Origin of the sequence: Tenacibaculum soleae, from assembly GCF_030549005.1 — a bacterium.
GTDB lineage: Bacteria > Bacteroidota > Bacteroidia > Flavobacteriales > Flavobacteriaceae > Polaribacter > Polaribacter soleae.
This window is the reverse complement of record NZ_JAUOSW010000001.1, coordinates 502,049-520,402: the sequence shown is the minus strand read 5'-3', so window position 1 is coordinate 520,402 and position 18,354 is coordinate 502,049. Positions and strand designations below refer to the sequence as shown.

General features: G+C 31.1%; 13 protein-coding genes and 1 tRNA gene. 8 read left to right on the top strand and 6 right to left on the bottom strand.

The genetic code is table 11. The features are described 5' to 3' along the window. Window position 1: 1 nt before the first annotated feature. Window positions 2-73, bottom strand: a tRNA-Gln gene (locus tag Q4586_RS02345). A gap of 182 nt (window positions 74-255) precedes the next feature. Here Q4586_RS02345 and Q4586_RS02340 point away from each other — a divergent pair. Further along, a complete protein-coding gene (locus Q4586_RS02340; RefSeq protein WP_303525969.1) occupies window positions 256-3,378 on the top strand; it encodes a glycosyltransferase family 117 protein in 3,123 nt (1,040 codons plus the stop codon). 145 nt (window positions 3,379-3,523) lie between these two features. Here Q4586_RS02340 and Q4586_RS02335 read toward each other — a convergent pair whose 3' ends face one another. Further along, entirely contained in the window at window positions 3,524-3,817 is a 294-nt protein-coding gene (locus Q4586_RS02335; RefSeq protein ID WP_068702276.1) for a thioredoxin family protein, read from the bottom strand. An 87-nt stretch (window positions 3,818-3,904) separates the two neighbouring features. Continuing rightward, complete coding sequence (locus Q4586_RS02330) at window positions 3,905-5,128, bottom strand: metallophosphoesterase (RefSeq protein WP_303525967.1); 1,224 nt, start codon at window positions 5,126-5,128, stop codon at window positions 3,905-3,907. A gap of 173 nt (window positions 5,129-5,301) precedes the next feature. Here Q4586_RS02330 and polA point away from each other — a divergent pair, with 173 nt between their 5' ends. Then, window positions 5,302-8,142: a DNA polymerase I gene (gene polA, locus Q4586_RS02325; RefSeq protein ID WP_303525966.1), complete on the top strand. Its 2,841-nt coding sequence runs from the start codon at window positions 5,302-5,304 to the stop codon at window positions 8,140-8,142. A gap of 9 nt (window positions 8,143-8,151) precedes the next feature. Then, the gene (locus Q4586_RS02320; RefSeq protein WP_068702270.1) at window positions 8,152-8,541 is read left to right on the top strand and encodes a hypothetical protein; all 390 of its coding nucleotides are present in this window, start codon (window positions 8,152-8,154) and stop codon (window positions 8,539-8,541) included. Window positions 8,542-8,552: 11 nt separating this feature from the next. Here Q4586_RS02320 and Q4586_RS02315 read toward each other — a convergent pair whose 3' ends face one another. Beyond that, window positions 8,553-10,148 carry an Ig-like domain-containing domain gene (locus Q4586_RS02315; RefSeq protein ID WP_303525965.1) on the bottom strand — a complete coding sequence of 532 codons (1,596 nt, stop codon included), beginning with the start codon at window positions 10,146-10,148 and terminating at the stop codon, window positions 8,553-8,555. 53 nt (window positions 10,149-10,201) lie between these two features. Next, complete coding sequence (locus tag Q4586_RS02310; protein ID WP_303525964.1) at window positions 10,202-10,894, bottom strand: ComF family protein; 693 nt, start codon at window positions 10,892-10,894, stop codon at window positions 10,202-10,204. A 54-nt stretch (window positions 10,895-10,948) separates the two neighbouring features. On the opposite strand from Q4586_RS02310, the gene Q4586_RS02305 reads away from it, so the two are divergent. From Q4586_RS02305 to Q4586_RS02285, 5 genes are all read left to right on the top strand, one after another. After that, window positions 10,949-11,545 carry a class I SAM-dependent methyltransferase gene (locus tag Q4586_RS02305; protein ID WP_303525962.1) on the top strand — a complete coding sequence of 199 codons (597 nt, stop codon included), beginning with the start codon at window positions 10,949-10,951 and terminating at the stop codon, window positions 11,543-11,545. A 6-nt stretch (window positions 11,546-11,551) separates the two neighbouring features. After that, window positions 11,552-12,451: a DUF8428 domain-containing protein gene (locus tag Q4586_RS02300; protein ID WP_068702259.1), complete on the top strand. Its 900-nt coding sequence runs from the start codon at window positions 11,552-11,554 to the stop codon at window positions 12,449-12,451. Between the two features lie 43 nt (window positions 12,452-12,494). Continuing rightward, window positions 12,495-13,394, top strand: coding sequence for a DUF8428 domain-containing protein (locus Q4586_RS02295; RefSeq protein ID WP_068702257.1), 900 nt, complete (start codon window positions 12,495-12,497; stop codon window positions 13,392-13,394). A 99-nt stretch (window positions 13,395-13,493) separates the two neighbouring features. Next, window positions 13,494-15,035: a glycine--tRNA ligase gene (locus Q4586_RS02290; RefSeq protein ID WP_303525959.1), complete on the top strand. Its 1,542-nt coding sequence runs from the start codon at window positions 13,494-13,496 to the stop codon at window positions 15,033-15,035. A gap of 86 nt (window positions 15,036-15,121) precedes the next feature. Further along, window positions 15,122-15,358, top strand: a complete 237-nt coding sequence (locus Q4586_RS02285) for a hypothetical protein (protein WP_068702253.1) — start codon at window positions 15,122-15,124, stop codon at window positions 15,356-15,358. 79 nt (window positions 15,359-15,437) lie between these two features. Here Q4586_RS02285 and Q4586_RS02280 read toward each other — a convergent pair whose 3' ends face one another. After that, window positions 15,438-18,263, bottom strand: coding sequence for a TonB-dependent receptor (locus Q4586_RS02280; protein ID WP_303525957.1), 2,826 nt, complete (start codon window positions 18,261-18,263; stop codon window positions 15,438-15,440). Window positions 18,264-18,354 lie beyond the last annotated feature (91 nt).

Here is an 18,354-nt window from a genome sequence, read left to right as displayed (position 1 = left end):
GTTGGCCTACAAGGACTCGAACCTTGAATGTCGGTACCAAAAACCGGTGTGTTACCAATTACACCATAGGCCAATAACTTATTGCGGGTGCAAATATAGAACAAAATTATATTTTGACAAATTTTTTGTGTTTTTTTTCATTTAACACAACTTTATATACACAAAGAGTTAGTTAACTACTTCAAAATTATATTTTTGTTTTCAGTAAAAAATCAACAGTTATTAATACTTTCGTACTTTATTATACAAAAAACTATGAACGAATTTAACTACAAAAAGTGGAATATCATTTTAGGATGGTTTTCATTTGCCGTGGCATTAATTACATATACATTAACTTTAGAACCTACCGTTAGTTCGTGGGATTGTGGAGAATACATTTCTACCGCAGTAAATTTAGAAGTTGGGCATCCACCTGGAGCTCCGTTATTTCAAATGCTTGGCGCATTCTTTGCAATGTTTAGTAACGACCCTAGTCAATGGGCTAAAATGGTAAACTTTATGTCGGGCTTAGCCAGTGCTTTTACCATTCTTTTTATGTTTTGGACTATTACCAATTTAGCCAAAAAAATGGCATTTAAAAATGGTAAATTCAGTAAAAACGAAGCGATTGCCGTTTTAGGTAGTGGATTGGTTGGTGCTTTAGCATACACATTTTCTGATAGTTTTTGGTTTAGCGCCGTAGAGGGAGAGGTTTATGCAATGTCATCTTTTTTAATGGCTCTATTATTTTGGTTAGGCTTAAGGTGGGAAAGCGAAATTAACACCCCAAGAGGTAATAAGTGGCTGGTAGTAATTAGTTTTGTAGTAGGATTATCTTTCGGAGTGCACATTTTATCTCTTTTAGTAATTCCATCAATTGTTTTATTATATTTCTTTAAAACATATAAAAACATCAATTTAAAATCAACTGCCATTGCAACACTTATTTCAATATTTGTTTTGGCTTTTGTTTTTAAATTTTTATTCCCGTTTACATTAAAGTTTTTTAGTGTATCAGAATTATTTTTTATCAATCAAATAGGATTACCATATAACTCAGGAACCATAATTGCTGGCTTAGTTTTAATCGGATTATTTTACTTCGGATTAAACTATACACGCAAAAAAAACTTGGTAACGGCAAACACCTTAGTATTGTCGGTTTTATTTATTATGATTGGTTTTTCATCTTGGCTAATGCTACCAATTCGTGCAAATGCCGATACGATTATTAACGAAAACAATCCATCGAGTGCGCGTGAGTTATTAGCTTATTATAATCGTGAACAGTATGGTGATGCTAACGTGTTTTATGATAAGTATTACTCAGTTACTTACGATAGAGAGCAAGATGCAAATCAGCCTTACAAAGATGACAAACCAAAATATGAAAAGAAAAACGGTAAATATGTTATTGTAAACAAATACAAAAACGTATTACCTAATTACTCAAGCAAACACAAAGGTTTTATCCCTCGAATGGTAAACCCTGCTTCTGAGCAACATTACAAACGAATTGCCGGAATTCCTGCACGAAGTAAAAGACGCCCTACATTTATAGAGAACATGAAATTTATGATTGATTATCAATTTGGATACATGTACGGACGTTATTTTATGTGGAATTTTGTTGGTAGACAAAACGATGCACAAGGACATTTAGATATTGAAAACGGAAACTGGTTAAGTGGAATCGATTTTATTGATGAAGCTCGCTTAGGTTCGCAACAAAACTTACCTGACGACATAAAAAACAATAAAGGACGAAACAAATATTTCTTTTTACCTTTAATTTTAGGACTAATTGGGTTGTTTTATCAATATAAAAAAGACAAAAATAATTTATATACACTTGCTTTATTTTTTGCCTTTACTGGTTTTGCAATTATATTTTACACCAACCCAAAACCTTTTGAGCCTCGTGAGCGTGATTATGCCGTGGTAGGTTCGTTTTATGTTTTTGCTATTTGGATAGGTTTCGGAGTGTTAGCATTATATGATTATTTGAAAAATTACGCCAATAAAAAAACTGTTGCCATTGCCGTTTCTACTATTTCATTATTAGCAGTTCCTGTGCTAATGGGAGCTCAAAACTGGGATGATCATGACAGAGGCGATCGCTATATTGCTCAGTTAAACGCACAAACCTATTTAGAAAGTTGCGACCCAAATGCGATAATTTTTACCATTGGTGATAATGATACATTCCCTTTATGGTATATGCAACAAGTTGAAGGTGTACGAAGAGATATTAAGATTGTAAACACAAGTCTTTTTCAAACCGATTGGTACATCGATCAAATGAAAAAGAAAACCTATGAAGCAGATCCTATTCCGTCGCAATTAACGCACGATCAATACAAGTACGGAACCTTAGATGTTGCCTACCACATTCCACATCCAAGGTTTAAAGACTCTATTATCTCTATCAAAAATTTTATGAGATGGATTGAAAGCGACAATGATGCCACCTATTATATTGATGAGGAAAACGATGTAAGAGAAAAATTTTATCCAACAAATAAAATTCGAATTCCGGTAAATAAAGCCAATGTTTTAAAAACAGGCTTAGTAGCACAAAAAGATGCTGATAAAATTCTAGATTATATAGATATTACTGTTGATGCCCAAGCTTTAGCAAAAAACAGAATTTTAATGCTTGATATTTTAAATAATTTTGATTGGAAACGCCCTATTTATTTTACAGGTGGTGCCAATGCCGATGAAGAATATATTTGGTTAAAAGATTATATTCAGTTAGACGGAATGTCGTATAAATTTGTTCCTATAAAAACACCTAACAAAGGAAAAACAATGTTTAATATGGGACGTATCGACACTAAAAAAATGTACGACAACGTTAAAAAATGGGATTGGAAAACCATAAACAATGGCAAAGTTTATTTAGATGAACAAAGCAAACGCAATGCAATATCTATCCGTAATAATTTAATGCGTTTATCTGAAGAGTTTTTAAAAGAAGGAGATTCTGTAAACGCAAAAGATGTGTTAGATTTATCGTTATACAAAATGCCAATTAACGATTTTGGTCATTATAGTATTTCTTTAGGATATCCAGAACTATACTATCGCATAGGCGATATTGACAAAGCTCATGAAACTGTAGAAACTTTGATTACTGTTTTTCAGCAAAAATTAAAGTATTACAGCACTTTTAAAGATGAAGACGTTGATTTGATTCTTGACAATTTAGAGACAACTTTATATATGTATCAAAATCTAATTCAGCAAATTTCACGTTATGACAACGACACTGAATATGGTAAAAAAGCATTTCAGGATTATTTAAACCACGCACGTTTATTTAAACACCTAATGTCTGACGAAGAAGAACAGGAGCAATTTCCTCAAGAATTAGATACTATTAAACCTTAATATTTTAAGAATATTATTATATAAAAAAAGCGCAGTTACTATATCGTAGCTGCGCTTTTAACGTAGTAAGTTTAGCTTTAACACTTAAACTTTAAAAAGACAAGTGAAATAACACCTGTTTTATGGTAATTATATTAAAATGGTTTTAAACGTACTGCTGTACCAAACCAATTAAAGTATTTGCATCTTGTTCACCTGTTTGTCGCCATTTCATTCGCCCCTCTTTATAAATCATAAAAGTAGGGTTACCTTTAACCCGTAAAGCTTCAGCTAAAATTTCGTTTTGTCTAATATCAATCTTAATTACTTTTGCTTTATCGCCTAAAGCTGCAGCAACATCACGAAGCGTATCTAAACTAGGCTCTAACTCACTCCAATCTGCGTAAAAATCAATTAAAACAGGCTTGTTAACACTTATAATTTCACCAAATTTTGTCATGGTATTTTATATTTTTATAAATAAAATCTTTCAAAATTACTATTTTTTTTTCAATTAGATATTAACATTTGTTAAAAACCCTGAAAATCAAGCTTTTTTCAATTCAATTACCGTAATTTCAGGCCAAATACCTACCCTACCAGGAAACGCATGATATCCAAAACCTCTATTTACATTAATGTAACGACCAAACTCTTCATATAAACCAGCCCATTGCTTATAAACATATTGTGACGGACTCCACTTAAACCACCCTGGTATTTCAATACCAAATTGCAACCCGTGCGTATGCCCACTTAACGTTAACTGGTAATTAAAATCATCTTTTTTTACTTTATACTCCCAATGACTTGGATCATGGCTCATTAAAATTTTAAAATCATCTTTTTCAATTCCTTCAGACGCTTTTTTAAGATCACCAGCTTTGTTAAAACCTTTTCCCCAATTTTCTACCCCAACTAAAGCTATTTTTTGACCATCCTTTTCAATATATCGGTTTTCATTACACAATAACTCAAAACCAATTTTTGGATGAATTTCTTTTATTGCTTTAAAATTTGCAGCTTTATCTTCTTCACTTTTCCATTTTGAATAATCACCATAATCATGATTTCCTAATATCGAATATTTACCAACCGGAGCTTCTAATTTTTTAAAAACATCAACCCAATCATCCATTTCATGGGCAAAATTATTTACAATATCACCTGTAAACAAAAGTAAATCAGATTTTTGCTCATTAATCAAATCAACACCATAGCTTATTTCCTCTTTATTGGTAAAACTACCAGAATGTATGTCGGTTACTTGCGTAATCGTAAATCCATCAAAAGCATCAGGTAAATCTTTAAATAATAATTGATATTTTATAACCTTATAATTATACTTTCCTTTAAAAATACCATATAAAATACTTGCAAACGGAATTGCAGCAATACCCAAAGCTATTTTTGCAACAAAACTTCTTCGGCTTGCCAAGGGCTTTGTTTCATTTGCTGATAAAAAAGAAATTCCTTTTTGAATAAACCTAACAACATCTTCGCCAAACATAACTAATAAGATAATTAATTTTGGTATTAATGCTACCAAAAGCATTGCTACTGCCAATTGAAATTGTGGCGTTTGCCCAGAATTTCTATCATAAAAAACCATTGTATAAAAAAAATTAGCGTACGCTAAGAAGCCTAAGAACAACCACCCATAACGGAAAAAATTATTTTTAGTAATTGTTTTTATTGCCTGAAAAGCATAGCTTTCAAACACTATAATAAATAATAAAAAAACAACGATGGTTACCAATAAACGAGACATATACAGTTTTTAAAAGTCATACAAAGATAGGTTGATTATTAAAAATCAATTTTTAACATCTTGTTAAAGTTTTGTAGTTTTACCATCGAAGATAACTTCGATTCTTTTACCGATTAATTTTCGACAAATAATTACTGATAATCAACCTATTTTAATGGGTTTAACATATAAAAATGGCAGATCAAAAACGACTTTTTTTACTCGACGCTTTCGCATTAATATTCAGAGGATATTACGCTTTTATAAAAAATCCACGAATTAACTCAAAAGGAATGGATGTTTCAGCAATTTTAGGTTTTACAAATTCGCTGTTAGATGTTATAAAACGTGAGCGTCCTGATCATTTAGCAGTGTGTTTTGATCGTGGCGGATCGGTTGCCAGAGTGGATGCTTTTCCTGAATACAAAGCCAACAGGCAAGAAACGCCTGAAGCTATAAAAATTGCCGTTCCGTATATCGAAGAAATATTAAAGGCGATGAACATTCCTGCTATTGTAAAAGAAGGATTTGAGGCAGATGATATTATAGGAACCTTAGCTAAAAAAGCCGAAAAAGAAGGCTACCAAACTTATATGGTAACGCCAGATAAGGATTTTGCCCAACTAGTTTCTGAAAATATTTTTATGTATCGCCCACGTTTTGGCGGTGGATATGAAACTTGGGGAATACCCGAAGTACAAGAAAAATTTGGTGTAGAAAGACCCGAACAAGTAATCGATTTTTTAGGGATGATGGGAGATTCTGTTGATAATATCCCTGGATTACCTGGTGTTGGTGAAAAAACGGCCAAGAAATTCTTAGCCCAATATGGTTCTATGGAAAATTTATTGGCAAATACAGCTGATTTAAAAGGTAAAATGAAAGAAAAGGTAGAAGCAAATGCCGAACTTGGACTTTTATCAAAAGAACTAGCAACCATTATGTTAGATGTTCCGGTAGAGTTTCATCAAGAAGATTTTGAAATGTGCCAACCAAATATTGAAGCGACCAAAGAGATTTTTACTGATTTAGAATTTCGTCGTTTAACTGATAATTTTCTAAAAACTTTTGGCGTTTCTGAAAACGCATCCGAAGTTAAAAAAGAGGAAAAAACAACAGCTAAATCAAAAAAGGCAGCTGATAAAAATACCGCTGGACAATTTGATTTATTTGCTACACCTGGCGCAGGAAATTTAACTGAAGATGAAAGTATTTCTGGTTATAAAAACTTACAAAACACTTCTCATTTTTATCAACACATAAATACACTGCTATCAAGAAAGTTATTATTAGCAAAGTTATTACAACAAAAATCCATTTGTTTTGATACCGAAACTACAGGTTTAAAAGCCTTAGAAGTTGAATTAATCGGAATTTCTTTTTCATGGGAAACTGGTAAAGGATACTATGTTTCTTTTCCTGAAAACCAAGAGGAAACCAAAACTATTTTAGAAGAATTTCGTCCGTTTTTTGAAGCTTCTGAAATTGAAAAAATTGGCCATAATTTAAAATACGATATCAAAGTTTTATCAAATTATAACATGCCCGTAAAAGGAAGGTTGTTTGATACCATGATTGCGCATTATTTGATTAACCCAGATATGCGCCACGGAATGGATGTTTTGGCAGAAACGTATTTAAATTACCAACCAATGCCAATTATTGATTTAATTGGTAAAAAAGGTAAAAATCAACTTTCAATGCGACAAGTTGAAATTACCAAACAAACTGAATATGCTGTTGAAGATGCTGATATTACGTTGCAATTAAAAGAACATTTTACAAAAGAGTTAGAAAGCGGAAATGTTACCAAATTATTTAACGATATAGAAACACCTTTAGTTTCGGTTTTAACCGCAATGGAAATTGAAGGAATCAATTTAAATGTGCCGTTTTTAAAAGAGCTTTCTGTTGATTTAGCGAATGATATTGCCCGCTTAGAAAAAAGCATTTACGAACAAGCTGGCGAAGAGTTTAATATTGCTTCACCAAAACAGTTAGGTATTGTATTGTTTGAAAATATGCAATTGGTTGACAAACCAAAGAAAACAAAAACAGGACAGTATTCAACCGCCGAAGATGTATTGTCGTTTTTAGCAAAAGACCATCAAATTATTCGCGATATTCAAGAATATCGCCAGTATAAAAAACTACAAAGTACCTATGTTGATGCTTTGCCAAACGAAGTAAACACTAAAACGGGACGTATTCATACATCTTATGCACAAGCTGTTGCTGCTACAGGTAGATTGAGTTCTAATAACCCGAACTTACAGAATATTCCTATTCGTACAAAACGCGGACAAGAGGTTAGAAAAGCTTTTGTTCCGAGAGATGAAAACCATGTATTACTTGCTGCCGATTATTCGCAAATAGAATTACGAATTATTGCTGCTTTAAGCGAAGAAGAAACGATGATTGAAGCCTTTAAAAATGGAGAAGATATTCACGCTTCAACGGCTGCAAAAGTTTTTAATGTTCCGTTAAATGAAGTTACTCGCGAGCAACGTAGCAACGCAAAAACGGTAAATTTCGGAATTGTATATGGAGTTTCAGCCTTCGGTTTAAGCAATCAAACCGATTTATCTCGTAAAGAAGCAAAAGCATTAATTGATACGTATTACGAAACCTATCCGAAACTTAAAAAATACATGGCTAACCAAGTTGATTTTGCACGTGATAATGGTTATGTAGAAACGATTTTAAACCGTCGTAGGTATTTAAAAAACATCAACTCAAGAAATGCCATTGTTCGCGGAGCTGCTGAGCGTAATGCTGTAAACGCACCAATACAAGGAAGTGCTGCCGATATTATAAAGTTAGCTATGATTAACATTTATAATCGATTTGAAAAAGAAAACTTTACATCGAAAATGCTATTACAAGTGCATGATGAATTGGTTTTTGACACTCATAAAGACGAGTTAGAAATAATTAAGCCGATTATTAAAGAGGAAATGGAAAATGCTTTTAAAATGGCTGTTCCGTTAGATGTAGAAATGGGAATTGGGCAAAACTGGTTAGAAGCACATTAATAAGAAAAAATGGAACTGGATTATATAGCAAATATAAATGGGCATGATGAAAATCTTGTAAGACTCTACAATTTTAATAAAGCAGAGGCTATTAAGTTTAGAAATTTACTTAAAGAAACCATTATTGAAAAAAGACAGAAGTTAGATTTATCTGAAGTAGATTTTATTGAACCCCGTAATTGTAATTTAATATTCGGTTTGTTTAAATCTGATGAAGGCATTTTAACAAAAGATAACGAAACATTTTTTTGTATTCTTACCTTAAGTGGATTTGAAACTATGTTAAAATTAATAGCACCTTTTTGCGAAAAAGAAACCAGAAGTTATCAATATTTATACGATATTGATAACCCTACCGATTTGTTATTTTGCCCAAGTGCTACTAGTTACGAAGAGTAAAAATTATTAATTTATTTAATAACAAAAGTTTCATTTTGAATCCAATTAGCTCTTAACTTAAAAACTTTATCAAAGTATATAACCTGTTCTGGTTGCTTTTTTAACAGAAAACTTCCTGTATCCCAAACATGGTTATTATTTTCATCAATAATTGCTCTAACGGTATACTCTTTTGGTTCTAATAAATTGAATTCTATTTTTTTAGAAGATGAAATATATCTTGTTTTCAACACTTTATCTTTATGTAAAAGTTGAATTATAACGGGGTGATTTGTTTCTTTATTAAGATCTAAAATTATGCTTCCATAATCTTCTGAGGTAAGTGTTTTAAAATTATAGTTTAACGAATCGTTTGGTGTTTCATATAAGTCGATAATCCCTTTTGGTAAAACATCAAATTTATAAGTCATTTTTGGTGTTTTTTCAAATAGAATAGCCAATTTGTTAATTGCTTGTTTTTTTACTTCAAAATTAACATTTACGGTATCTTTATCTACAATCGAAAATTTAGATGTATCAATTCTAACAATGGGATTATTACTTTCTAAAAATAAGGTATCGTTTAAATGTAGTGTTTTACTAATACTTGAAGACATTGTTAACGAGTCTATTTTCTTTTTACGCAAACGAACTTTTATAGTATCAATAAAGTTTTTGTTGGTTACCATAAAGTTTAACGAATCCCTTTTTAAAGGAGTATGCCAGTAATTAAGAGTATCTTTGTCTTTTTCATATTGAAAAAACGATTTAAAAGTATCAGGAACTTTAGACAACAACTTAATGTTCATATTACCCTTTTCACCTTCATAACCAAACTGAATTTTACCTTTTACAATTTCTTTTCCTCTTTTAAATTTAAACGGCTGTTTTTCTTTAAAAATACGAATTGGCTTAGTTATTAGGGTATCTTTTGGTAAAGAAATAGTATCTGTGTAAAAACCTATTTCATCAGTTTTACTATTAAAAAGATAATCACTTGAAGCCTCTTTTAACCCTAGCAATAAATACTTTCCGTCTTTTAAATTGGTAAACTCAAAATTAGTAGAATCTAAGGTATTAGTAACATAATTAGGTTTTTGTTTGTAAATAACCGAATCAGTATAACTACTATCTAATCGGTATAATAAAACACTAATGTTTTTTAATTTTTCTTTGGTAAAAGCTGTTGTTACCGCTCCTTTTATTTTTAAAGAATCAATATAATTTCCGGTAGAAAAAACGTACTTAAAACTCTCTAATGTATTTTTTTCATTATTATCTTGAACTGCGTTTCCAAAATTAAAAGTATAGGTCGTATTGGTTCTTAAAGTATCTAAAATTTCAATATTAATATATTTACTTGGTGTACCTTGAGGGGTTATTATTGGCGGGTATTTCAAGGGTGGTGAAATTACTAATTGCTTAGAAATATTTTTTAGTACAATGTATTCATCAAATTCAATTTTAATCTCTTTTTTATTAAAATGAATCGATTCATAGGGTGGGTTGGCTGTAACCATAATTGGCGCGTCTTCATCTTTCGGACCTCCATCTGGCCTACCTCTACGAGCACAACTTATAATTACAATTGATACTAAAACGACTAAAAATAACACCTTATTTTTCACAAATTGATTGTTTAATTTCAACATCAAAAGTACTAAAATAACAGCAACAAAAATTATCCTTTTTTAGTATATGCCATCGTAGCAATGCTTATCGTAATATTTTTTACTTTTAATAATTCTTTACTACAAGCTACTAAAGTTGCTCCAGTAGTAATTACATCATCAATTAACAAAATATGTTTGTTTTTAAATATTTCAACATCAATTAGCTCAAACGTTGTTTTTACATCTAAAAAACGTTCAAAACGATGCTTAAATGTTTGTGTTTTTGTAATTGATGTTTTTACTAAAACTGCTGGCTTATATTCAATATTTAAAATTTCGCTTAATCTTTGTCCGAACATTGTAAGCTGATTGTACCCTCTTTTTTGCCTCTTTTTTTTGTGCAATGGCACTGGAACAATATAATCTATTTCGCTAAAAACACCTGACTTCTTTAAACATTCGCCAAACCAATTGGCAATAAATATTCCTAGTTCAGGCTGGTTTTTATATTTTATTTCATGAATAATTTTTTGACTAATACCTTTTTTTTGATAATATATAAAGGAGCGTACATGTTTAACCGATACCTTACCATAAAAAGGAGTCAATAACGTATTATTTACATATTCATTGTCATTTATAATAGGTAATTGATTATTACATAATGTGCATAAATATTGTTCGTTTTGTAATAATGTTACACAACAATTAACACATAAATTAGGATAAAATAAATAGAATATGTCTTTTAAATATTGCATATTTACAAGCAAATTTTTCATAGAAATATACAAAAAACATAATAAAACTACATTTTGAGTAAAAGATTTAATTTTTTTAAGGAAGCTATAAAAAACTACAAAACATCTGGTACAATTGTACCTAGCTCTAAGTATTTAGCTAATAAAATGCTTAAATATATCACTTTTAAAAAAGCAAAAGTTATTGTTGAACTAGGCCCTGGAAATGGTGCGATAACCCATGCTATTTTAAATAAAATACAACCAAATACCGTATTAATATGTTTTGAGATTAATACCGTATTTTACAACGAATTGAACAAAATAAAGCATCCACAATTAATTATTTTAAAAGCTTCTGCCGAAAAAATAATCCCCGAAATAAAAAAACTTGGTTTTACAAATGTTGATTATATAATTTCTAGTTTACCCTTAACTATTCTTCCTAAAAAAATATCACATAATATTCTACTTAAAAGTCATCAGGCTTTAAATAATAATGGCTTATTTATTCAATACCAATACAGCCTAACTTATTATCAGAAACTACAAAAAGTTTTTGGTAAAAATATTAAACTAAGTTTTGAGCCACTTAATTTTCCACCAGCGTTTATTTATAACTGTGTAAAAAATAGTATATTAGTGCCAAATACATCAAAATATTCCTTGTAACCCCCAATGAGTACTACAAAAATAAAGAATACTGGTTTTATAGCCTTTTTACTTGTGTTGATTATTACCATTGGGCTATTATCGTATCAAAATGCTAGTGAATATGCTGATTTAAAGGATGCTTTTAAAATAGAAAAAAAAGAGTTAGAAACAGAGTTAAATAGTGTTATAAAGGATTATGAAACGGCTGTTTCAAACAATAATAATATTTCTTTAAACCTAAGCAATAAGCTTTATGATATTATAAAACTTAAAGACACCATTAATAGCTTAAGAACTAGTGATTATAGATCGTTTCGTTTTTATCGTAGACGAATTTCAGAATTAGTTACTCAAAATAAAGCTCTTTTTAACCATATAGATTCTTTAAACTTAATAAATAATCAATTATTAACAAAAAATGATAGTGTAACTGAAGTTTTAATTACAAAAGAAAAGCAAAATATTAAATTAAAACATAAAAACAATTCCTTAGATCAGCAAAAAAAAGAGTTGAAACAAAAAATTGCAATTGCAGAAATTATTGAAATTTCATCAATAAAGGTAGTAGCGATGAAAAAAAGAAGGAGTGGCAAACATACTTCTACCTCTAGATCTAACAAAACAGATGCTTTTAAAATAGAGTTTAATCTGTTAGAAAATAATATTATTAGCCCAGGGCCTAAACCTATTTACATTCAAATAATAAATAATAAAAACGTACTTTTTCCTGCAAAAGAAGTAACCTTAAAAAACAAAGATAAAATACTTTGCAACGATATATTAGCTGCTAAATATCATAATAAACAGCTTTCGATAGTATCATTTATTAATGTAAATAGAAATAAAATTAATAAAGGCCTCTACAAAATTAATGTTTTTGTTGATGGCTTTTATGCAAAAAGTACATCTATAGAACTTAAATAACAATGACATAAAAACGATATAGCTAACTAACCCCCCTTAAATTATGACCCCTCAAAAAAGAAAAAACGCGTTTGTAGTTTTATTACTTGTAATAACCCTCTTCCTAACACTATATTCATTTCAAAAAACCAGTCAATACAACGACTTACAGGAAATATTTCAGCAAGAAAGAGCTGATTTAGAAAAAGAACTAGACGAAATGATAAAAGACTATACAGATGTAGTTGTACGTAAAAAACGTCTTTCTAAACGCCTAAAAGTTGAACTTGTTAAAATGAATAATCTTCGCGATTCTATTAAAAATTTGCGAATAGACAATTATGATTTAATCATAAAATATCGAAAAAAGATTACCACTTTAGAGCGTGAAAACAGAAATTTGTTTATTCGAGTAGATTCACTTAACACAGCCAATCATGTATTAGCTCAAGAGAATATTATTACCAATGAAATTTTACAACAAAAAGAAACAATCAATACTTCTTTAACTGAAAAGAACAAGGAACTAGAAGAAAAACAAAGAAAAATGGAAACCAAAATAGCACTTGGTGGAGTTATTAAAACTAGTTCTGTTAAAGTTGTTGCCATGAAAGAACGTAGTAGTGGAAAACTAACCTCCACTTCAAGGTCTAGTAAGACAGATGCTTTTAAAATTAACTTCGATTTATTAAAAAACTTAGTTGCCAGTTCAGGAGAAAAATCTGTTTATATTCAAATTATAGACCAAAATAAAAAAGTAATCGCTCCAAAAGGAGTTACCAAATTAAAAGACGGAGGAAAAGTACAATACACCGACTCTATTGAAGTAAATTATAATAACGATAGGCTGAGCCTTGTTTCATTAGTTTTAGTTAACAGAGATGACATTAATAAAGGTAAATATACTGTGAGTGCTTTTGTTGATGGCGTTTACTCAGGAGCTACAGCACTTAATCTTAAATAAAATACTTAAAACAACAGAAAAAGTGAAGAATTTACACAAATTCTTCACTTTTTTCTTTTAGAATGGTATTAGTTTAAAACCTTCTTTTATTTTTGCAGTATGGCAAAACAAGAAGATCAATTTAAAAAAGTATTATCGCACGCAAAAGAATACGGTTATGTATTTCAATCTTCTGAAATATATGACGGATTAAGTGCCGTATACGATTATGCTCAAAACGGAGTAGAGTTAAAGAAAAACATTAGAGATTATTGGTGGAAAGCAATGGTGCAAATGCATGAAAACATTGTTGGTATCGATGCCTCAATATTAATGCATCCAACCACTTGGAAGGCTTCAGGCCACGTAGATGCCTTTAATGATCCATTGATTGATAACAAAGATTCAAAAAAAAGATATAGAGCCGATGTTTTAGTAGAGGACTATTGTCTTAAAATTGAAGGAAAAATTGAAAAAGAAGTTAAAAAAGCTGCAAAACGATTTGGAGACTCTTTTAATAAAGATGAATTTATTACTACCAATGGTCGTGTTTTAGGCTATCAAGAAAAAATAAATACCATTTTATCTCGCTTAGGGAAATCTCTAGAAAACGAAGATTTAGATGATGTAAAATTATTAATTGAAGAATTAGAAATTGCCGATCCGTTAACAGGTTCTAAAAACTGGACAGAGGTTAAACAATTCAACTTAATGTTTGGTACTAAATTAGGTGCATCTGCCGAAAGTGCAATGGATTTATATTTACGTCCAGAAACAGCACAAGGTATTTTTGTAAACTTTTTAAACGTTCAAAAAACTGGTCGAATGAAAATTCCTTTCGGAATTGCACAAACCGGTAAAGCTTTTCGTAACGAAATTGTTGCGCGTCAATTTATTTTTAGAATGCGTGAATTTGAACAGATGGAAATGCAATTTTTTGTAAAACCAGGAACACAAGAAGAATGGTATAATAAATGGAAAGAAACACGTTTAAAATGGCATTTATCACTAGGTATGGGTGCTGACAATTATCGTTTTCATGATCATGAAAAATTAGCACACTATGCAGATAATGCTGCTGATATTGAATTTAAATTTCCTTTTGGATTTAAAGAATTAGAAGGAATTCATTCACGTACAGACTTCGATTTAAAAGCACATGAAGAATTTTCAGGAAAAAAATTACAATATTTTGACCATGAAGATAACCAAAGTTATACACCATATGTAGTAGAAACTTCAATCGGATTAGATAGAATGTTTTTAGCGGTATTTTCAAACGCATTACAAGAGGAAACTTTAGAGAACGGGACAACCAGAACCGTTTTAAAGTTACCTGCTATTTTAGCACCAGTAAAAGCAGCTATCTTGCCATTAGTTAAAAAAGATGGTTTACCAGAAATTGCGCGTAAAATAATGGACGATTTAAAATGGGACTTTAACGTTTCTTACGATGAAAAAGATGCTGTAGGTCGTCGTTACCGCCGTCAGGATGCCAATGGTACACCTTTTTGTATTACTGTTGATCATGATACGTTAAATGATAATTGCGTTACCATTCGTCATAGAGATACGATGGAACAAAAACGCGTTAAAATATCTGAATTGAACGAAATTATAAATCAAGAAGTAGCTGTAAAAAATTGGTTACAAAAAATGTAATTTTTTGTTTTTTACAATTTCAAAAAGAAAATCCTAAACTATCTGTTTAGGATTTTTATTTTTACAGCAATTAAAATCATCAGTAAATGAAAACTTTAATCAAAATATTATTTGCCATCTTTTTATGTTGGATGGCTATTGGCGCTTACTTATTAAACACTAATCACTCTAAAGCACAAATAATTATGGGTTTGGGTGTTTTGTTTATGGCTTTTATTTTAATGCCCATATTTATTTATTATCGGTATAGAGACAATAAGTACAAAAAATACATTATCAATGATAAAAAAATAAAAGAATGGATTGATAACAGTAACGAATAAAAAAAGGCTTCATTTAAAAATGAAGCCTTTTTAGTTTATTTATCCGTAACGCTATTAAGTACGCTACATAAAGTTATTCTTAGTTATTGATTGTCCAAGAAACAAAGTACTGAGAACCTATTGCTCCAACACCTGGTGCACTAAAGTATTCTTTACCACCAATATTAGCTGCACCCACTTTAAATGTAGTTTTCCAAGAAGGAATTCTATAATTTAATTGAGCATCAACAACAGTTCTAGCATCTACCATACCATCGTAGAAAGAAGACTCCCATAAGAAAGCATCTTGCCATCTTACGTTTACATTAAATCCTAAGTTTTCAATTATGTTTGTTTTACCAAACTGAAACTTTACTTTATGCTCTGGAGTATTAAATCCTGCTTCAAAATCAGCAGCTTCATCTAAGTCAATTTTAGAATATGTATAGTTTAAACCTACATTAAATCCGTCTAATACTTTTGTATTTAAACCAATTGTTGCTCCATAAGAACTCACATCCTCATCTGAATTACTATCTAAAGCCACACCTTTATAGTCACCAGCTCCTAAAGCTGCAATTGCCATAAAATCTGGAGCTCCAACTGTACCATATAATGGTGCTGCTACATTTTCAGCAGCAATAAAATCTTTGTACTTGTTGTAGTATACGTTTAAATCAATTGCAATCCCTTTAACAACCCCTCTATAACCTACTTCAAACGCAGTAACGTGCTCTGGTTTTACAAAATCTACATCAGATTTTTCTAATAAAGCTACTGCTGTTGGTAATGGTGTACCACTAGCTACTGCTGCTGCAAATGCTCCAGCTGAAGCCTCAGTGTATGAGTTTTCATATGCCATTCTACCTGTTAATACAGCTGTACCTCCAGTACTTAAATTATATGGAGTAGATGTATATCTATCAATATTGTCAGGAGCTGTACCTAATAATATACCATTACCAGCATCTAAACCAATATATTGATCTTGTGTTGTTGGGTTTCTAAAACCTGTTTGTACTGAGGCTCTAAAGTTGTGGTTTTTATCTTCACCTGCTGCATAAGCCAATGATAAACGAGGTGATACATTACCTTTAAAGTTTTGTGCTTTATCATAACGAGCAGAAGCTGTAACTTTTAAACGATCTTCCATTAATTTTTTCTGAATTTGTGTATATACACCATATTCGTCATAATCAATAGGACCATCATAATCTGTAAAAATTGTTCCGCCTGAATTTAATACATATTGTCTGTATGAACCACCTACTTGTACTTCAGCCCAATCAATATAATCTTGTAAATTTAAATTTGCATCTACGTGGTATAGTTTTGTCTCATCTTGAAATTTAGAACCTGTTGCTAAATCTGGATCTTGCTTAACTTTTTCAAAAGCTGAATTATAAGCACTTGATCCTGGCTCAAATCTTCCTGCATCAGCTTGAGAACGGGCGATTGAATGTGCTAAAGGACCGTTACCTGCAGGAACACCTGGTATAGCCCCTCCAAATGCTTGTGCATAAGCACCTACATACTCACCAAACCATTGTGTATCTCCTTTCCATGCTCGGTTGATATTAATTGCAGCAAAACGAGTATCATAAGAATCTCCAGCATCTTCCTTTGTCATGTAACCACGAACAAAGAAACTTTTACCTTTAAATTCTAATTTATGTTGCTCCATGTAAAAATTCTGGATATTATATCTGTTTTGTCCTTGGTAAATAGTGTTACCGGTACCATACTTAGAATTCCAAATAATTTCTAAACGATCATTCCCCCAAGGTCTGTAATGTAATGAACCACCAAATTTTACACTCTTAGCTTCATTAGTCATTAAATCAACGTCTGTATATCCTGTTCTTGAGACAGATTGTGTTCCTTTTGCTGGTAAAGCTGCAAGTGCAGCTGCAGGTAAACGCCCAGCTCCAACTAATAATTCTCCTACAGAATACATATCTTGAGAAACCTCGTCACCATAAGTGTTTAAACCATTATAGTTAGGGTTAGTTGAGTGATTTAGAGAAGTTAAATCTTTTTCATCTCTATAATCAGTTGCATGCCATTCTTCACCTTTTAAGTAAGATAATGTTGCCTTTGCTGCAAATTTATCACTAAAAGCATGTGCCATACGAATGCTTGTATCGTAAAACATATTGTTTCCAGCCGCTTCTTGACTTGTCATTCCTGTTTTTAACACATAGCTGATTCCTTGATCATCAAAAGGACTTTTACTAGTCATAAACATAATTCCGTTAAATGCATTTGCTCCGTATAATGCAGATGAAGCTCCTGGTAATAACTCTACTGTTTTTACATCTAATTCAGACATTCCTAAAAGGTTACCTAATGCAAAGTTTAAGGCTGGAGATGAATTATCCATACCATCTACTAACTGCATAAAACGCTCATTTGCAAACGTTGCAAAACCACGTGTATTTACCGATTTAAATGTTAAACTGTTAGAGTTAATATCTACTCCTTTTAAATTTTCTAAACCATCGTAAAAAGAAGGAGAAGATGTATTTCTAATTGCTCTAGCATCCATTCTTTCAACCGTAACTGGAGATTCCATAATACGTTCTGGAGTTCTAGAAGCTGAAATTACAACTTCGTCTAAAGATGTTGCATTTTCAGTTAAACTAACCTCAACAACTTGATTATTTTTAGTTATTTCAACGTTTTTTGACTGGTATCCTAAAGATGATACTTCAATTGTGAAAGGCGGAGTATCAGTTACCGTCATGGTAAACTTTCCATTAAAATCAGTAGATGTTCCTACAGATTTTCTTAAAACCTTAATGTTTGCTCCTGGTAATGGTCCTCCAAGAGATGCGTCATTTACCGTACCTGTTATGGTCGTCTGAGCAACTATAGTTGCCGTACCAAACAGTACTAATGCAACCAAAAATAGTTTTTTCATCATAATGTATAAAATTTGTTAACTGTAGCGCAAAATACGATTTTTTTTTATTTGTAAAAATTTATCCTTTATTTTATCACTATCCTATTTTAAT